At 64.2% G+C, this 16,863-nt stretch carries 16 protein-coding genes; 7 read left to right on the top strand and 9 right to left on the bottom strand.

From position 1 onward, the window contains the following. Window positions 1-21 precede the first annotated feature (21 nt). The 3 genes from ATI53_RS02900 (at window position 22) to ATI53_RS02890 (ending at window position 3,195) form a co-directional block, all read left to right on the top strand. Complete coding sequence (locus ATI53_RS02900; RefSeq protein ID WP_111549692.1) at window positions 22-1,011, top strand: taurine ABC transporter substrate-binding protein; 990 nt, start codon at window positions 22-24, stop codon at window positions 1,009-1,011. Between the two features lie 115 nt (window positions 1,012-1,126). Then, window positions 1,127-1,933, top strand: coding sequence for a taurine ABC transporter ATP-binding protein (locus ATI53_RS02895; protein WP_009507042.1), 807 nt, complete (start codon window positions 1,127-1,129; stop codon window positions 1,931-1,933). Further along, the gene (locus ATI53_RS02890; RefSeq protein WP_111549691.1) at window positions 1,930-3,195 is read left to right on the top strand and encodes an ABC transporter permease; all 1,266 of its coding nucleotides are present in this window, start codon (window positions 1,930-1,932) and stop codon (window positions 3,193-3,195) included. The genes ATI53_RS02895 and ATI53_RS02890 overlap by 4 nt, the downstream gene beginning before the upstream one ends. Window positions 3,196-3,240: 45 nt before the next feature. Here the strand turns inward: ATI53_RS02890 and ATI53_RS02885 are convergent, their stop codons facing one another. Continuing rightward, window positions 3,241-4,092: a zinc-ribbon domain-containing protein gene (locus ATI53_RS02885; RefSeq protein ID WP_009507045.1), complete on the bottom strand. Its 852-nt coding sequence runs from the start codon at window positions 4,090-4,092 to the stop codon at window positions 3,241-3,243. Window positions 4,093-4,288: 196 nt separating this feature from the next. On the opposite strand from ATI53_RS02885, the gene ATI53_RS02880 reads away from it, so the two are divergent. Genes ATI53_RS02880 through ATI53_RS02865 form a run of 4 tightly spaced genes read left to right on the top strand, consistent with a single transcriptional unit; the run spans window position 4,289 to window position 7,192 of the window. After that, a complete protein-coding gene (locus ATI53_RS02880) occupies window positions 4,289-4,966 on the top strand; it encodes a cell division ATP-binding protein FtsE (protein ID WP_009507047.1) in 678 nt (225 codons plus the stop codon). After that, entirely contained in the window at window positions 4,963-5,868 is a 906-nt protein-coding gene (locus ATI53_RS02875; protein WP_034453602.1) for a cell division protein FtsX, read from the top strand. Before ATI53_RS02880 ends, ATI53_RS02875 begins: the two co-directional genes overlap by 4 nt. Next, window positions 5,869-6,603, top strand: coding sequence for a lysophospholipid acyltransferase family protein (locus tag ATI53_RS02870; RefSeq protein WP_009507050.1), 735 nt, complete (start codon window positions 5,869-5,871; stop codon window positions 6,601-6,603). Next, window positions 6,590-7,192: a pyridoxamine 5'-phosphate oxidase family protein gene (locus tag ATI53_RS02865; protein WP_111549690.1), complete on the top strand. Its 603-nt coding sequence runs from the start codon at window positions 6,590-6,592 to the stop codon at window positions 7,190-7,192. Before ATI53_RS02870 ends, ATI53_RS02865 begins: the two co-directional genes overlap by 14 nt. Before the next feature lie 64 nt (window positions 7,193-7,256). On the opposite strand, the gene lpdA is transcribed toward ATI53_RS02865, so the two are convergent. The 8 genes from lpdA to sucC all read right to left on the bottom strand — a co-directional run bounded on the left by lpdA (window position 7,257) and on the right by sucC (window position 16,740). Then, complete coding sequence (lpdA, locus tag ATI53_RS02860; RefSeq protein WP_111549689.1) at window positions 7,257-8,651, bottom strand: dihydrolipoyl dehydrogenase; 1,395 nt, start codon at window positions 8,649-8,651, stop codon at window positions 7,257-7,259. Between the two features lie 94 nt (window positions 8,652-8,745). Continuing rightward, complete coding sequence (locus ATI53_RS02855) at window positions 8,746-9,135, bottom strand: MAPEG family protein (protein WP_111549688.1); 390 nt, start codon at window positions 9,133-9,135, stop codon at window positions 8,746-8,748. Further along, window positions 9,132-9,371, bottom strand: a complete 240-nt coding sequence (locus tag ATI53_RS02850; protein WP_009507057.1) for a hypothetical protein — start codon at window positions 9,369-9,371, stop codon at window positions 9,132-9,134. Before ATI53_RS02850 ends, ATI53_RS02855 begins: the two co-directional genes overlap by 4 nt. Before the next feature lie 70 nt (window positions 9,372-9,441). After that, complete coding sequence (locus ATI53_RS02845; RefSeq protein WP_111549687.1) at window positions 9,442-9,906, bottom strand: hypothetical protein; 465 nt, start codon at window positions 9,904-9,906, stop codon at window positions 9,442-9,444. A gap of 1 nt (window position 9,907) precedes the next feature. Beyond that, window positions 9,908-11,434, bottom strand: a complete 1,527-nt coding sequence (gene odhB / locus ATI53_RS02840) for a 2-oxoglutarate dehydrogenase complex dihydrolipoyllysine-residue succinyltransferase (RefSeq protein WP_009507061.1) — start codon at window positions 11,432-11,434, stop codon at window positions 9,908-9,910. 4 nt (window positions 11,435-11,438) lie between these two features. After that, window positions 11,439-14,411 carry a 2-oxoglutarate dehydrogenase E1 component gene (locus tag ATI53_RS02835; protein WP_009507063.1) on the bottom strand — a complete coding sequence of 991 codons (2,973 nt, stop codon included), beginning with the start codon at window positions 14,409-14,411 and terminating at the stop codon, window positions 11,439-11,441. A gap of 170 nt (window positions 14,412-14,581) precedes the next feature. Continuing rightward, window positions 14,582-15,466 (bottom strand): succinate--CoA ligase subunit alpha, encoded by an 885-nt coding sequence (gene sucD, locus ATI53_RS02830; RefSeq protein ID WP_009507065.1) that lies wholly within the window; start codon window positions 15,464-15,466, stop codon window positions 14,582-14,584. 80 nt (window positions 15,467-15,546) lie between these two features. Next, window positions 15,547-16,740 carry an ADP-forming succinate--CoA ligase subunit beta gene (sucC, locus tag ATI53_RS02825; RefSeq protein WP_009507068.1) on the bottom strand — a complete coding sequence of 398 codons (1,194 nt, stop codon included), beginning with the start codon at window positions 16,738-16,740 and terminating at the stop codon, window positions 15,547-15,549. Window positions 16,741-16,863 lie beyond the last annotated feature (123 nt).

The following is a 16,863-nucleotide window of genomic DNA, read 5'->3' as shown; positions in this document are numbered from 1 at the left end:
CCGACTTCGGGGAGAACCACCATGACCACCTTCAAAAGCCTTGCAGCAGGTGCCGCAGCATCCGCCCTGATTGCGGGCAGCGCCGGTGCCGACATCACCGTGGGCTATTTTCTGGAATGGCCGATGCCCTTTGAGTATGCCAAGGCCACGGGCATGTACGAAGAGGCGCTTGGCACCGGGATCAACTGGGTCAGCTTCGACACCGGCACCGCAATGAGCGCGGCGATGGCGTCGGGCGATGTGCATCTGTCGGTCAGCCAGGGCGTGCCGCCTTTCGTGGTTGCCGTCAGCGCGGGGCAGGATCTTCAGGCGATCGACGTTGCGGTCAGCTATGCCGATAACGACAATTGCGTGGTGGCCGAGGCGCTTGAGATCGACAAGACCTCTGCCGAAGAGCTGGCTGGCAAAAAGGTCGCCGTTCCGCTGGGCACTGCGGCGCATTACGGGTTTCTCAAGCAGATGTCCCATTTCGGCGTGGATATTTCGGGCATGGAAATCGTCGACATGGCCCCGCCCGACGGCGCGGCGGCGCTGGCGCAGGGCTCGGTCGACATGGCCTGCGGTTGGGGTGGCAGCCTGCGTCGCATGAAGGAACACGGCAACGTGCTGCTGTCCGGCGCAGAAAAGGAAGAACTCGGCATCCTCGTCTTCGACCTGACGTCGGGCCCCGCTGGCTGGATCGCCGAAAATTCCGACACGGTGGCGCAATTCCTGTCGGTGACCGCCAGGGCGAACGCCATGTGGGCGGATGAATCGAACCGGGCCAGGATGCTGCCCGTCATCGCGAGGGATGCGGGCATGGACGAAGACGCCACCGCCGAAACCCTCGCCACGTTCGTTTTCCCGCCCGTAGATGCGCAGTTGACAGAAAAATGGCTGGGGGGCGGGGCGCAGGAATTCATGAAGGGCGTCGCGGACGTCTTTGTCGAGGCAGGCTCGATCGACGCCGCCCTTGGCAGCTATGAGGGCACGGTGAACACCGGCCCGCTCGACACCGCCTTGGGCATGTAACGCTGCGGGGCGGCGCCATCCGGTGCCGCCCCGCGCCAAAATTCTTCACCGGAGAATTTTCCAGAATGGTCGCAGAAAATTCCTTGGCGCCTGTTTCCTTATCGAAAGAACACCGATGAGCGGACTTTCCATCGACCGCATCTCCATGCGTTTCGATTTGCCCAACGGCAGCTCGGTGCAGGCGCTGAAGGACGTCAGCCTCGATCTTGCGGCGGGCGAGCTGTTGTCGGTGCTCGGCCCGTCAGGCTGTGGCAAGACCACGCTTTTGAACATCGTCGCCGGGTTTCTTGCCCCTACGTCCGGGAAGATCCAAATGAACGGCCACGCGGTCACCGGCCCCGGCGCCGAGCGGGGCATGGTGTTTCAACAAGGCGCGCTGTTCGAATGGATGGATGTGCGTGACAATGTCAGCTTTGGCCCGCGTATGGCAGGCAAGCGCGAACGCCACTGGGCGGAACATGTGGATCACCTGCTTGACGTGGTGGGCCTGCGCGATTTCAAGGCCAAGGCCGTGTACGAATTGTCGGGCGGCATGCAGCAGCGCGTGGCGCTGGCCCGGTGTCTTGCCAACGATCCCGACGTGATCCTGATGGATGAGCCGCTTGGCGCGCTCGATGCGCTGACCCGCGAAAAGATGCAAAGCCTCGTGCTGAAGCTGTGGAAGGAAACCGGCAAGACCGTCATCCTGATCACCCACTCCGTCGAAGAGGCGCTGTTGCTGGGCGAACGGCTGCTGGTGATGGCGCCGCGGCCGGGGCGCATTCACCGGGAATACCGGCTGCCCTTTGCCGATCTTGGCGTTGCCGAAGACCTTCGGGCGGTCAAGAAACACCCCGATTTCGCCCGCACCCGCGAAGAGATTCTCGGCATGATCTGGGACATGGAAGAAGAAATCATGGGCCGCACCGAGACGACGCAATGATCGTTCTGCTGATCTATGTCGCGATCTTTGCCGGCGCGTATTTCCTGGTGAAGCTGCTGGTCCACCGCGGCACGCGGGATTTCACCGCCCGCAAGACCGTGACCTTTGGCGATGAAAGCGCGGTGCGACCGAACCGCATTGCCTCGGTGGTGTCCGTGCTCAGCATCTTTCTGCTCTGGGGCGCCTTTACCGGCTCGGCGTGGGTGCCGGGGGTCTTGCATGCGCCGGGCCCCTTCACCGGCGACGCGCAATTCACCTATACCGCGACCGCCGACGGGGTCGACCCGGATGACGCGACTGTCACCATCCGTGTCTTTGCCGCGGGAACCCAGTCCGACCCGCCGCCGGTCGATCCCGGCACGGGCTGGGCCAGGAACGACAGCGACGCGATCGCCGCCTGGCGTTCGGGGCTGGTGCGGGTCGATCGCAACGACGATCTGGGGCGCGACGCCGGGCACCGCGTGATCGCCATCAACGGCCAGCTCATCGCGCCGGGCAAGGAGGTTCTGACCGACTTCGGGCGCATCGGTATGTCGCCCAAGGGCACGCTGAACGTCGAACCGGCCAAGGGCTGGCAGATGGAACCGATCTGGCTGCCGCCGCCCGAGGCGGTCGTCGCCCGCATGATCGACATCGCGCGCAACGGCTATCGCGACAGCACCCTTTGGGAACATCTGGGCTGGTCGCTGTTCCGGGTCGTCGCGGGATTTTTCTTTGGTGCGCTGGCCGGAATTCCGCTGGGCTATGCGATGGGCCTGTCGGACTGGTTTCGCGGCTGGTTCGACCCGATCGTCGAATTCATGCGCCCGGTGCCGCCGCTTGCGCTGATCCCGCTGGTAATCATCTGGGCGGGCATCGGCGAAACCGGCAAGATCATCCTGCTGTTCCTGGCCGCGCTGTGGATCATGGCTATCGCGGCGCGCTCGGGCGTCTCGGGGGTCAGCATCTCGAAGGTGCACGCCGCCTATTCGCTCGGCGCGAGCAAGGCGCAGATCATGCGACACGTCATCATTCCCAATTCGCTGCCCGACATCTTTACCGGCGCGCGCGTGGCGATGGGCGTATGCTGGGGCACGGTCGTGGCGGCGGAACTGGTGGCGGCGGAAAAGGGCGCGGGCATGATGATCATGGTGGCGTCGAAGTTTCAGCTGACCGACATCGTGATCATGGGCATCATTCTGATCGGTGTCATCGGGTTTGGCATCGACATGCTGATGCGCGCCGCCGAGCGTGCGCTGGTGCCCTGGAGGGGCAAGGGTTGAGTTGCCCTGGAGGGGCAGGGGGATGACGGCTGACGGGGCGGGCCGCTACTGCGCAGCGGCTTCCGAACTGTAGCCGTCCAGCATCTGCAACAGCGCCACGATCTGCCCGTCAAGCCACAGGCGCGCCGCGTCGATCGCGTCGACATAAGGGTTCAGCACCGCCCCAAGGGCAGGGGCCATGTCCACAAGGGTGGGCGCCATAACGTAAAGCGCGATTGCCAGAACAGCGATCAGGATCACGGTGCGGAACCCGGCGCTGAACCCGCTGCGCCGGGCGACGATGTCTTCATCCGTTGCCGCGCGGCCCTGGGGCGTCGTCATGTCGCGATTCTGCGCATCGCCCCGGCGGCCGGGAGACGCCCGCAGCGTCTGATTGATCTCTTCGATATCGGGCAGCAGTTCCCGACGCGAACCGGCAGCGGCGCCGGCGGTCACGGCCCCGTCGGCGATCCGGTCGGGGAGAGGCGCGGGCGCGGGGGAATCGCTTTTCTCCTCGACCGTGCGCTCGCGGGAATCACGGGCGCGCCGGGCGGCTTCGCTGTCTTGCGGCGCCGCCAGCCCCAGATCGGGCTGGGTTTCCAGGGCGCCGGTTTCGGCGGCGCGTTGGCGCGCCTCGCGGTCGGCCTCTTCGCGCAGGACCTCGATCACCGAAGGATCAAGGCTGCGGGGTTTGCGATCGGGGGCCGGCACGGGCGGGGCGGTGTCAGGCTCGGGGTCTTCGTCGCGGTCCGGCCCGGTATCCCAGTCGTCCGGGCGCGGGGGCACGTCGTCATCCTGGGGGTGCGCCTGAAACCAGGTGTGGCCGCAACTGGAACATTGCACATCGCGCCCGCCCGTCGGAATGACGTTGGACGGCACCTCGTATTGCGCGCCGCAGTTCGGGCAAATCAGCCGCATCTGGTCCCCATGATCCTGTGCGCCGCAGGGCGCCGCGTTTCACTCAGCGACAATAGGTTGCCGCACCCGGAGGGGAAAGCCCATTTTCCGGCAGCCGCGCGGATTGCATATGCTGCGCGGCTCATGCACAACAGACCGAGATTTTCGGCCTGCCTTGTCACTGCGACAAGAGCGGCCTGACAAGGGCGAGGCGGCCGTGATCGAGCTGGAGAACGTGGCGTACAGCTATGGCGGCGCGGAACTGCTGAGCGAACTTTCGCTTCAGTTGGCGCCGGGGACCTTCCATTTTCTGACCGGTCCGTCCGGCGCGGGCAAGACCACCTTGCTGAAACTCTGTTACGGAGCGCTGCGTCCGACCTCGGGGCAGGCGCGGATTTTCGGGCAGGACGTGCGGCAGATGGGGCGCGATGACATCGCGATGTCCCGTCGCCGCATCGGTGTGGTCCATCAGGATTGTGCCTTTCTCGACCACCTTGCGGTGCATGAAAACGTGGCGCTGCCGCTGACGGTATCGGGGCAGGCGGTCGCGGGGCAGGCTGAAAACCTGCGCGAACTGCTCGCCTGGGTCGGGCTGACCGAGCGCGCCACCGCGCTGCCGCCCGAGTTGTCCGGCGGCGAACGTCAGCGCGCCGCGCTGGCCCGCGCCGTCATCATGTCGCCCGAGGTCATTCTTGCGGATGAACCCACCGGCAACGTCGACTGGGAGATGTCGCAGCGCCTGTTGCAATTACTGGTGGAACTGAACCGCATGGGCAAGACCGTCCTGATCGCCACGCATGATCTGTCGCTGATCCGCGCGGCGAAAAGCCAGGTGCAGGCGCGGGTGCTGCGCATCGCGAACCGGCGGATTGCAACGGCGGGGGCGGATCTTTGAACCAGACACTGGATACGTTGCGGGCGTTGGGGCGCGGGGACAAGGCGGCCGACCGCGTTGTGCCTCCGACGGGGTTCACCGCGAGGCTGACGCTGTTTGCGGCGGGCGCCATGGCGTTTCTGGCGGTGTTCGCGCTGGCGCTGTCTCTGGCGGCGGGGCGGCTGGCCAGCAACTGGGGGGATGAGCTGGCGCGGTCTTCGACGGTGCGCATCTCGGCCCCGGCAGGACAGATGGTGGCGCAGACCTCGGCGGCGCTGCGCCTGTTGCAGCAAACCCCCGGCGTCGCATCGGCCCGCGCGCTGAGCGAGGCCGAACAGCAGGCCCTGCTGGCGCCCTGGTTCGGCCCGGAGCTGCCGGTGGACCAGCTTCCGGTCCCGCAGCTGATCGAGGTGCAGGAAACCGCGCAGGGCTATGACCCCGCCGGGCTGCGATTGCGGCTTCAGGCCGAGGTGCCCGGCGCCGTGCTGGACGATCACGCCCGCTGGCGCCGTCCGCTGGCGCAGGCGGCGGGACGACTCACGCTGCTGGGCTGGGTGTCCGCCGGGCTGATCGCCGCTGCGGTCGGCGCAATGGTGACGCTGGCGGCGAACGCAGCGCTGGCGGCGAACGCGCAGGTCATCGCGGTGCTGCGCCTTGTGGGCGCCACCGACAACTACATCGCGCGCGCATTTGTACGCCGGTTTACGCTGCGTGCGCTGATCGGTGCGGCGGCGGGCACGGCGCTTGGCGTGGTGGCGGTGCTGCTTATGCCATCGGGGGGCGAGACGGCGGGTTTTCTGACCGGCCTTGGCTTTCAGGGCTGGCATTGGGTTATGCCCGCGTTGATCCCGCCGCTGGCCGGGGCGGTCGCCTTTGCCGCCACCGCCGTTGCGGCGCGGCGCGTTCTGGGAGGGCTCAGCTGAATGGCCTATGCGGTGCAATGGGTGCGGTCCCTGGCGTTCACCCTGGTGATGTACGGGGGCATGGCCGTGATCGGCCTTGGCCTGTTTCCCTATACGCTGATGTCGCGGCACGGCGCGCTGCGCGTCGCCAAGCTGTGGTGCCGGTTCACGCTTTGGGCCGCGCGCTGGATGATCGGCCTGCGCACCGAGGTGCGCGGCGAGGTGCCCACCGGCGAGGTGCTGATCGCGTCCAAGCATCAGAGCTTTCTCGACATCATCGTGCTGTTCGACGCCGTGCCCAACGGCAAGTTCATCATGAAGCGCGAGCTGCTGTTTACCCCCGTGGTCGGCCAGTACGCGACCCGCATCGGCTGTGTTCCGGTCGATCGCGGCAAGCGTGGCGCGGCGATCGCCAAGATGTTGCGCGAGGCGGCGGCCAGCAATCAGACCTATCCCGGTCAGCTTATCATCTTCCCGCAGGGCACCCGTGTCGCACCGGGCGTCAAGGCGGACTACAAGGTCGGGGCGGCATTGTTGCACCGACAGTTGAAACAACCTTGCATTCCGGCTGCCACCAATGTCGGATATTTCTGGCCGCGCACCGGGGTCTATCGCAAATCCGGTCTGGCGGTGGTCGAATTTCTGCCCGTCATTCCGGCGGACGTGAACAAGACCGAATACCTGCCCATGCTGGAACAGGTCGTCGAAACCGCAAGCGAGCGATTGTTGCAGGAGGCCCGCGATGCGGCGGATTGAAAACATTGACGCCCTGACGACGCTTTACGGCACTGTCAGCGAGGCGGCCGTGCGCAAGGTTTCCGGGCGTCTGACACCCGCTTATCGGCGTTGGATCGCGGGATCGCGGTTCTGTGTCGTGGCGACGGCAGGGCCTGAGGGCATGGATGCCAGCCCGCGCGGCGATGACGGTGCGGTTGTACATGAACTTGACGCCGGCACGCTGGCGTTGCCCGATTGGCGGGGGAATAACCGTTTGGACAGCCTGCGCAATATCGTGCGCGACGGGCGCATTGCGCTGATGTTCATGGTGCCGGGCGAAAACGTCGTGGTGCGGGTGAACGGGCAGGCGTGGCTGACCGATGATGCCACGCTTTGTGGGCGTTTCAAACAGGCAGGCAAGCATCCAGCCACGGTGATCGTGGTCGAAATCGCCGAGGTTTATGCCCAATGCCCCAAATCGCTGATGCGCTCGGGACTTTGGAAGCGCGACGATGCGGGAACGGTGCCCAGCTTGGGCGACATTCTGTCGGAAATGACCCGTGGCGATATTGAAGCCGGGGCTTGGGATCGCGATTTCGCTGAACGGGCAAAGACAACGCTGTGGTAGCGCGGAAAGAAAATTTTTTCAAAAAAGGCCCCCATCTCGCACGGATGGGGGCCTTTTTCATAGGTCAGGCGTGAATCGCGCCGTCGCCGCAGGCCAGTGCGGCTTCACGCACCGCTTCCGAAAATGTCGGATGCGCGTGGCAGGTCAGCGCCAGATCCTCGGCAGAGCCACCGTATTCCATGGTCACGCAGACCTCGTGGATCAGGTCGCCCGCCGACGGGCCGATGATGTGGCAACCAAGAATGCGGTCGGTTTCCTTGTCCACCAGGATCTTGACGAACCCGTCGCCGGCGAAAACGGCCTTGGCGCGGCCGTTGCCCATGAACGAGAACTTGCCGACCTTGTAAGCGCGACCCTCGTCCTTGAGATCGGCTTCGGTCTTGCCGACGCTCGCCACTTCGGGCCAAGTGTAGATCACGCCGGGGATCACGCCGTAATTCACATGGCCATGCTTGCCCGCGATGACCTCGGCGCAGGCCATGCCCTCATCCTCGGCCTTATGGGCCAGCATCGGGCCGATGATGGCATCGCCGATGGCATAGATTCCCTTGACCGTGGTCTGCCAATGGGTGTCGGTCTTGATCTGGCCACGGTCGGTCAACTCGACCCCGAGCGTTTCAAGGCCAAGCCCGTCGGTCAAGGGTTTGCGACCCGTCGCCACCAGCACCACATCCGCATCCGACGTATGGTCGCTGTCGTCCTTGCGCAGCTTGTAGGTCACGCTGGCCTTGCCATCCGCCACGTCCACCTTGGACACGGCGGCGCCCATGGTGAATTTCAGCCCCTGCTTGGTCAGAAGCTTTTGCAGCGCGCGCTGGACTTCGGCGTCCATGCCGGGGGTGATGGCGTCAAGGTATTCGATCACCTCGACCTCGGCGCCAAGGCGGGCATAGACCGACCCCATCTCAAGCCCGATGACACCGGCGCCAATAACGATCATTTTCTTCGGGATCTCGGACAGTTCCAGCGCGCCGGTGGACGTGACCACGGTTTTCTCATCGACCGTCACATCCGCGCCGGGCACCGAGGCGGGCACCGAGCCAGAGGCGATGATGATGTTCTTCGCGCCGTAGGTTTCGCCGTCGACCGACACCTTGCCCGCCTCGGGGATCGTTGCCCAGCCCTTGAGCCAGTCGATCTTGTTCTTCTTGAACAGGAATTCGATGCCCTTGGTGTTCTGACCGATCACGTCGTCCTTGTAGGACAGCATCTTGGCCCAGTCGACGGTGGGGCTGTCGGCGTTCAGACCCATGGCCGCAAAGTTGTGCTGCGCCTCGTGCAACTGATGGCTGGCATGCAGCAGCGCCTTGGACGGAATGCAGCCGACGTTCAGGCAGGTGCCGCCAAGGGTTTCGCGGCCTTCGACGCAGGCGGTCCTGAGCCCGAGTTGCGCGCAGCGGATGGCGGCAACATAGCCGCCGGGGCCAGCGCCAATGACGATGACGTCGTATTCAGCCATGGGATGTCCTTTCTTTCATGCTTGCGGGAAAGGGGGGGGGCGCCCCCGTCCGCATGCCGCGGACTTCCCCGGGATATTTCGGGCCAGAACAGGCCTAGATCAATGTCGCGACCAGCATGGTCGCTGTTGCAAAAAGGCCGACGGCCCAGACAAGCGAGCGCCAGGGCGACCAGCCAAAGAGATAGGCGGGAACGTAGACCACGCGCGCCAGCACGAAAAGCACGGCGCAGGCGGCGGTCACGCCGGTGCCCTGATCCGCGTAGGTGACGGCGAGCACGGCGATGGTGAACAGGATCAGGCCTTCGAAGTGGTTGTTCATGGCGCGTTGGGCGCGACCGGCCATGCCGGTCAGTTGGCGCGGTTCGTCGCGCGGCGAGGCCGCGTATGTCCGGCCGACCTGTTTCTGCGCCAGCACCGAGAACAGCGCGATTTGCAATATCTGAAGCAGCGCTGCGAGGATGAGGGCGATAAGTTCGGGGGTCATGATGCGGTTTGCAGAAAATGCGCATCTGCGGGCGCGTGGCCGAGTGCGGCGGATTTTTCGAGCCAGCCTTGGGCCCTGGGCTGGTCGCTGACCTGATACAGCAGCCAATGTGCAGCGCCTTGTGGTTCGAACCAGCGTTGCAGCAGGGTCAGCCCGGCAGTTGCGCGGTTTTCGGCGTCGCTGTCGAAGGAAGCGTCGTCAAAGGTGGCGTGGCGGACGAGGAGTTGCAGGCTCATGCGGCCTCCTGGGATTGCAGAAAAACGGGCTCGGCGGTCGGACATCATTCTTTGGAGTTTTCAATCGAGGTCACCCGCTGCTCAATGACCGCCGGACTGAAAACGCCGGGCGCGGAGCCATCGAGCAGTCCGACCCGTCGTGGATTTTCTGGAAATAGCTCATGATGTTCCCTCGATGGTCGCGGCTTCCGGGTTTGTAGTCTTGGCGCTCGCTCTTGCTCGTCAAGGCGACAAGGTTTCCGAGATCCCGCCGCTCAAACAGAAACTCCGGGACCGAGCGAAACTGCCCGGGGCATGTTCCGGGATCGGTCAGCTCACCCGATCGCGGCGAGCCACAGCTTGTCGACTGTTCCTTCAAAGGGGCGACGTTAGCCGCGTCAATCACCCCCGAGCGGTCTTCGTTCATGAGGATTGCATCGTCTTCATCGACCGGAAACACAATCGTCGGATACCCGGCGAGTTCTTCTGAGAAACTGAAAAACTCGCCGAATTGTTTCGCGGACCACCGATGGACAATGTGAGCCGCGACCTGCATTTTACAGATCCATCAGCAGGCGACGTGGATCTTCGAGCGCTTCCTTGACGCGGACAAGGAAGGTCACGGCGCCCTTGCCATCGACGACACGGTGATCGTAGGACAGCGCAAGATACATCATCGGGCGGATCTTGATCTCGCCGTTGACGACCATGGGGCGGTCCTGGATCTTGTGCATCCCCAGAATGCCCGACTGCGGCGGGTTCAGAATGGGCGACGACATCAGCGACCCGTAGACGCCGCCGTTCGAGATGGTGAAGGTGCCGCCCTGCATTTCCGCCATGGACAGCTTGCCATCACGGGCGCGCTTGCCCTTTTCGGCGATCTCGCCTTCGATTTCGGCAAAGCTTTTCTGGTCGACGTCGCGCAGCACCGGCACCACCAGACCCTGGGGCGTGCCAGCCGCGATGCCCATATGGACGAAGTTCTTGTAGACCACATCGGTGCCGTCGATTTCGGCGTTCACCTCGGGGACCTCTTTCAGCGCATGCACGCAGGCCTTGGTGAAGAAGGACATGAACCCCAGCCGGACGCCGTGCTTTTTCTCGAACAGATCCTTGTACTGACTGCGCAGCGCCATCGTTTCGGTCATGTCCACCTCGTTGAAGGTGGTCAGCATGGCGGCGGTGTTCTGCGCGTCCTTGAGCCGCTTGGCGATGGTCTGGCGCAGGCGGGTCATCTTGACGCGCTCTTCGCGGGCGGCGTCCTCGGCGGGGCTGGGCGCGCGTTTGACTGCTGCCGGGGCCGGGGTGGGCGCGGGCGAGGATTTGGTCGCGGCGATGGCAGCGCTCACGTCTTCCTTCATCACGCGGCCGTCCTTGCCCGACCCCTTGACGCTGCCCGCGTCAAGACCGGCTTCGGCCATGGCTTTCTTGGCCGACGGCGCATCCTCGACATCGGCGCGTCCCGACATGGACGGCTCGGCGTCCGAGGCCGAGCTGGGCGCGGGGGCTGTGACCGCGCCCGACGTGGTGCCGGCGCCCGAAGACAGAACGCCCAGCTTGCCGCCGGCTTCGACGGTGTCGCCCTCATTGGCGAGGATCTCGGTCAGGGTGCCCGCGGCGGGCGAGGGAACCTCGACCGACACCTTGTCGGTTTCCAGCTCGCACAGCATCTCGTCCTGCGCGACGCTGTCGCCGACCTTCTTGAACCAGGTCGACACCGTCGCCTCCGAGACGGATTCGCCCAAGGTGGGGACCATCACGTCGACCGGCGCCGCGTCGCCCTTGGGCGCTTCGGCGGGTTTGGAGGCCGAGGGGCGTTCCTCGACCGTGGCAGAGCCGGCCTCGCCCGCGGGCGCGACATTGGCCAGCAGGGCATCGACGCCGACGGTGTCGCCTTCGCTCGCCACGATGTCTTCGAGGATGCCTTCGACCGGCGAGGGCACCTCGACGGTGACCTTGTCGGTTTCCAACTCGCAGAGCATCTCGTCAACCGCCACCGCATCGCCCGGTTTCTTGAACCAGGTGGCGACGGTCGCCTCGGTCACGGATTCCCCGAGCGTGGGGACGCGCACTTCGGTCGTCATCAGATCAGTTCCCTTCGATGGTCAGCGCTTCGTCCACGAGCGCCTGTTGTTGTGCCTTGTGCTGGCTGGCCAGTCCCGTCGCGGGGGACGCCGATGTGGCGCGGCCCACATAACGCGGCCGTTTCGAGACGGCGTCGATGCGCCCCAGCACCCATTCGATGTTCGGCTCGATGAAGGTCCAGGCGCCCTGGTTCTTGGGTTCTTCCTGACACCAGATCATCTCGGCGCCCTTGAACCGCTCCAGCTCCTTGACGAGACTGAGCGCCGGGAACGGATAGAACTGTTCGACCCGCAGCAGATACACATCGTCGATGCCCCGCGCGTCGCGCTCTTCGAGCAGGTCGTAATAGACCTTGCCCGAACACATTACCACGCGCTTGATCTCGGTGTCAGGCTTGAGCTGGATGTCGCTTTCGCCCGATTGCGCGCTGTCCCACAGCACCCGGTGAAAGCTGGACCCGGTGGTGAAATCATCCGCGGTCGACACCGCCATCTTGTGACGCAGCAACGATTTCGGCGTCATCAGGATAAGCGGCTTGCGGTAGCTGCGGTGCAGCTGGCGGCGCAGGATGTGGCAGTAGTTGGCGGGCGTGGTGCAGTTCGCCACGATCCAGTTGTCCTGGCCGCATTGTTGCAGGAACCGTTCCAGACGCGCCGAGCTGTGTTCGGGGCCCTGACCTTCGAACCCGTGGGGCAACAGGCAGACAAGCCCCGACATGCGCAGCCACTTGGATTCGCCCGAGCTGATGAACTGATCGAACATGATCTGCGCGCCGTTGGCGAAATCGCCGAACTGGGCTTCCCACAGGGTCAGCGCGTTGGGTTCGGCCAGCGAATAGCCGTATTCGAAGCCGCAGACCGCGTATTCCGACAGCGCGCTGTCGATCACCTCGTAGCGGGACTGGCCCTCACGGATGTGGTTCAGCGGATAGTAGCGGTCTTCGTTGTCCTGGTTCACGAGCCCCGAATGGCGCTGCGAGAAGGTGCCGCGCGTGCTGTCCTGCCCGGACAGGCGGATCGGGTAGCCTTCGGTCAGCAGCGAGCCAAAGGCGATGGCCTCGCCCGTCGCCCAATCGAACCCTTGCCCGGTTTCGAACATCTTCGAGCGCGCGTCAAGGAAGCGCCCGATGGTCTTGTGCAGCGGAAAATCGGCGGGCGTGGCGGTCAGCCCCTTGCCGATCTCGGCCAGGGTTTCGGGCTTGATGGCGGTTTCGCCGCGCTGGTAATTGCCCTCTTTTTGCTTGTCTAGGTGGCTCCAGCGGCCATCCAGCCAGTCGGCCTTGTTGGGCTTGTAGGTCTTGCCCGCCTCGAATTCGCTGTTCAGATGCGACTGGAACTGCGCCTTCATATCCTCGATCTCGCCCTCGGGGATCAGGCCGTCCTTGACAAGGCGGTCGGTGTACAGCGTCAGCGTGGTTTTCTGCTGCTTGATCTTCTTGTACATCACCGGGTTGGTGAACATGGGCTCGTCGCCCTCGTTGTGACCAAAGCGGCGGTAGCAGAAGATGTCGATGACCACATCCTTGCCGAACTTCTGGCGATATTCGGTCGCGACCTTGGCGGCGTGCACGACGGCTTCGGGATCGTCGCCATTGACGTGAAAAATCGGCGCCTCGACCACCAGCGCGTTGTCGGTGGGATAGGGCGAGGAGCGCGAGAAATGCGGCGCGGTGGTGAACCCGATCTGGTTGTTCACCACGATGTGGATGGTGCCGCCCGTGCGGTGCCCGCGCAGGCCCGACAGCGCGAAACATTCGGCCACGACGCCCTGGCCGGCAAAGGCCGCGTCGCCATGCAGCAGGATCGACAGCACCTGGCGGCGTTCCACATCGCCCATCTGGTCCTGCTTGGCGCGCACCTTGCCCAGCACGACGGGGTTGACCGCTTCAAGGTGGCTGGGGTTGGCGGTCAGCGACAGGTGAACCGGATGGCCGTCGAATTCACGATCCGACGAGGCACCGAGGTGATATTTCACATCGCCCGAACCGTCCACATCGTCGGGCTTGAAGCTGCCGCCCTGAAATTCGTTGAAAATCGCGCGGTAAGGTTTGTTCAACACGTTGGCCAGAACCGACAGTCGGCCGCGGTGGGGCATCCCCATCACGATTTCCTTGACGCCCAGGTTGCCGCCGCGCTTGATGATCTGCTCCATCGCGGGGATCAGGCTTTCGCCGCCGTCCAGACCGAACCGCTTGGTCCCCATGTATTTGACGTGCAGGAATTTCTCGAAACCCTCGGCCTCGACCAGCTTGTTGAGGATGGCGCGGCGCCCCTCGCGGGTGAACTTGATCTCGCGCCCGTAACCTTCGATACGCTCTTTCAGCCAGGCCGATTGTTCGGGGTCGGAAATATGCATGTATTGCAGCGCGAAGGTGCCGCAATAGGTGCGCTTGAGCACGCCCATGATCTCGCGCAGCGACGCGATCTGAAGGCCAAGCACGTTGTCGATGAAAATTGGCCGGTCCATGTCGGCCTCGGTGAAGCCGTAGGCCTTGGGATCAAGTTCGGGATGGGCGTCATTTCCGTGCAGGCCCAGCGGATCGAGGTTGGCGGCAAGATGGCCCCGGATGCGGTAGGCGCGGATGATCATCAGCGCACGGATCGAATCCAGCACGGCGCGCTTGATCTGGTCGTCGCTCACCGGCACGCCGGCCGCGGCGGCCTTTTCGGTGATCTTCTTGCCCGCGCCCCTGGCTTCGGTGGGGACCATCGGCATTGGCCATTCGCCGGTCAGCGCCGCGGTGATGTCGTCGCTCGGCACGGGAGGCCAGTCGGCCCTCTGCCAGGATGCGCCCGCCGCTTCGGCCTTGACGCTGGTCTCGTCATCTCCGAGCGCCTTGAAAAACTCCGCCCAGGCGTCATCGACCGCGTTCGGGTCATTGGCGTAACGCGCATACATCTGTTCGAGATATTCGGCGTTCGCGCCCTGCATGAAGCTAGAGGCGTGGAACTGGTCGTTCGGGCTTTGATCCGTCATCGCAGGTATCCTTGGTTTGACCGGCGCAGTAGCTGCGGGAAAGAAGCCCGTGCTCAGGGCCCCTGTCGCGATGTTCTGCCGCGGGGCGGTGAAAGGGCAAGCGTTCTTCCTGCCCGTTCACCTAATCCTGACCGCGGCGGCCGCAAGCGACCGCCGCAGAGAAACACCGCTTAGGCTTCCATCGCCTTAACGACGGCTTCGCCCAGCGTTGCGGGGCTGTCGGCCACCACGATTCCGGCGGATTTCATCGCCTCGATCTTGGATTCCGCATCGCCCTTGCCACCGGCGACGATCGCACCGGCATGGCCCATGCGGCGGCCCGGAGGCGCCGTGCGGCCCGCGATGAAACCGGCGATCGGCTTCCAGCGGCCCTTTTTCTTCTGCTCGGCGATGAACTCGGCGGCCTCTTCTTCGGCCGAACCACCGATTTCACCGATCATGATGATGGATTCGGTTTCCGGATCGTCGAGGAACATGTTCAGCACGTCGATATGCTCGGTCCCCTTGATCGGGTCGCCGCCGATGCCGACGGCCGACGACTGGCCAAGGCCAAGATCGGTGGTCTGCTTGACCGCCTCATAGGTCAGGGTGCCGGAACGCGACACGACGCCGACCTTGCCACGCTTATGGATGTGGCCGGGCATGATGCCGATCTTGCATTCATCGGGCGTGATGACGCCGGGACAGTTCGGTCCGATCAGGCGCGACGGGCTGTCCACCAGCGTGCGCTTGACGCGCATCATGTCCAGCACCGGGATGCCTTCGGTGATGCAGACGATCAGCTCGATGCCCGCGTCGATGGCTTCAAGGATCGAATCCGCCGCGAAGGGCGGGGGCACATAGATCACCGAGGCGTTGGCTTCGGTCTTGGCCTTGGCTTCGTGCACCGAGTTGAACACGGGCAGGCCAAGGTGTTCCTGACCGCCCTTGCCGGGGGTCACGCCGCCGACCATCTTGGTGCCATAGGCGATGGCCTGTTCCGAGTGGAATGTGCCCTGCGAGCCGGTGAAGCCCTGACAGATGACTTTGGTATTTGCGTCTACGAGGACTGCCATTGGTGGCGTTCTCCTGTTTTGCGGGACGGTGCCCGCGGATGTTCGATGGGGGATCGCGGCGCGGGGCGCCGGACCTCCGTTCAGCCCTTGACGGCTTTGACGATCTTCTCGGCGCCGTCGCTGAGGTTGTCCGCCGCGATCACGTCCAGGCCGGATTCGTTGATGATCTTCTTGCCCAGATCGACGTTGGTACCTTCGAGGCGGACCACCAGCGGAACCTTCAGGCCGACCTCTTTCACCGCGGCGATTACGCCTTCGGCGATGACGTCGCAGCGCATGATGCCGCCGAAGATGTTCACCAGGATGCCCTTGACGTTGGGGTCCGACGTGATGATCTTGAACGCCTCGGTGACCTTTTCCTTGGTGGCGCCGCCGCCCACGTCGAGGAAGTTGGCAGGCTCGGCACCGTACAGCTTGATGATGTCCATGGTCGCCATGGCCAGGCCTGCGCCGTTCACCATGCAGCCGATTTCGCCATCAAGCGCGATGTAGTTCAGGTCGTGCTGGCTGGCGGCGAGTTCCTTGGGATCTTCCTCGGATTCGTCGCGCAGGCCCATGATGTCGGAATGACGGTACAGCGCGTTGGAATCGAATCCGGCCTTGCAGTCCAGGCACTTCATGTCGCCGTCGGTGGTCAGGATCAGCGGGTTGATTTCCAGCATCTCCATGTCCTTGTCCAGGAACATGCGGTACAGGTTGCCGATCAGCTGGGTGCACTGGCGCACGGCCTTGCCGGTCAGACCCAGCTCGAACGCGACGCGACGGCCATGGTAGCCCTGATAGCCGATGGCCGGGTCGATTTCGAAGCTGAGGATCTTTTCGGGGGTGTTCTCGGCCACCTCTTCGATGTCCATGCCGCCCTCGGTCGAGCAGACGATCGACACGCGCGAGCTGACGCGATCGACCAGCAGCGCGAGGTAGAATTCGGACGTGATGTCCGAGCCGTCTTCGATGTAGACGCGATTGACCTGCTTGCCCGCCGGGCCGGTCTGGTGCGTGACCAGCGTGTGGCCAAGCATGCGGTTGGCTTCTTCGGCCGCCTCTTCGACCGACTTGGCAAGACGCACGCCGCCCTTTTCGCCAGCGCCGGATTCCTTGAAGCTGCCCTTGCCGCGGCCGCCCGCATGGATCTGGGCCTTTACGACCCAGAGAGGTCCGTCCAGTTCGCCAGCCGCCGCCTTGGCTTCGTTCGCACTCAGCACGACACGACCGTCCGAGACCGGGCAGCCATAGTCGCGCAGAAGCGCTTTCGCCTGATATTCGTGGATGTTCATGGAAGACTCTTCCCATCTTGCTGCGATTTCAATGCCGGGTATACGCAGGCTTGCCGGCCCTCGTCAGCGGAAATATTGGCGGAAAGCTTCAATTGGGAGTGATTTTCGTGCTTTGTGATCACA

The sequence above is a fragment of the Salipiger aestuarii genome (assembly GCF_003259905.1).
GTDB classification, from domain to species: Bacteria; Pseudomonadota; Alphaproteobacteria; order Rhodobacterales; family Rhodobacteraceae; genus Salipiger; species Salipiger aestuarii.
Note: the sequence above shows the minus strand (reverse complement) of the source record. Positions and strands in the feature narration are given on the sequence as shown.

What these genes read in the sequence shown, in the direction of transcription:
- sucD (WP_009507065.1), bottom strand. Translation starts at nt 15,466, where the DNA reads ATGGCAGTCCTCGTAGACGCAAATACCAAAGTCATCTGTCAGGGCTTC.
- odhB (WP_009507061.1), bottom strand. Translation starts at nt 11,434, where the DNA reads ATGACGACCGAAGTGCGCGTCCCCACGCTCGGGGAATCCGTGACCGAG.
- ATI53_RS02855 (WP_111549688.1), bottom strand. Translation starts at nt 9,135, where the DNA reads ATGACCCCCGAACTTATCGCCCTCATCCTCGCAGCGCTGCTTCAGATA.
- ATI53_RS02845 (WP_111549687.1), bottom strand. Translation starts at nt 9,906, where the DNA reads ATGCAGGTCGCGGCTCACATTGTCCATCGGTGGTCCGCGAAACAATTC.
- ATI53_RS02885 (WP_009507045.1), bottom strand. Translation starts at nt 4,092, where the DNA reads ATGCGGCTGATTTGCCCGAACTGCGGCGCGCAATACGAGGTGCCGTCC.
- ATI53_RS02900 (WP_111549692.1), top strand. Translation starts at nt 22, where the DNA reads ATGACCACCTTCAAAAGCCTTGCAGCAGGTGCCGCAGCATCCGCCCTG.
- lpdA (WP_111549689.1), bottom strand. Translation starts at nt 8,651, where the DNA reads ATGGCTGAATACGACGTCATCGTCATTGGCGCTGGCCCCGGCGGCTAT.
- ATI53_RS02865 (WP_111549690.1), top strand. Translation starts at nt 6,590, where the DNA reads ATGCGGCGGATTGAAAACATTGACGCCCTGACGACGCTTTACGGCACT.
- ATI53_RS02835 (WP_009507063.1), bottom strand. Translation starts at nt 14,411, where the DNA reads ATGACGGATCAAAGCCCGAACGACCAGTTCCACGCCTCTAGCTTCATG.
- ATI53_RS02890 (WP_111549691.1), top strand. Translation starts at nt 1,930, where the DNA reads ATGATCGTTCTGCTGATCTATGTCGCGATCTTTGCCGGCGCGTATTTC.
- ATI53_RS02870 (WP_009507050.1), top strand. Translation starts at nt 5,869, where the DNA reads ATGGCCTATGCGGTGCAATGGGTGCGGTCCCTGGCGTTCACCCTGGTG.
- ATI53_RS02850 (WP_009507057.1), bottom strand. Translation starts at nt 9,371, where the DNA reads ATGAGCCTGCAACTCCTCGTCCGCCACGCCACCTTTGACGACGCTTCC.
- sucC (WP_009507068.1), bottom strand. Translation starts at nt 16,740, where the DNA reads ATGAACATCCACGAATATCAGGCGAAAGCGCTTCTGCGCGACTATGGC.
- ATI53_RS02895 (WP_009507042.1), top strand. Translation starts at nt 1,127, where the DNA reads ATGAGCGGACTTTCCATCGACCGCATCTCCATGCGTTTCGATTTGCCC.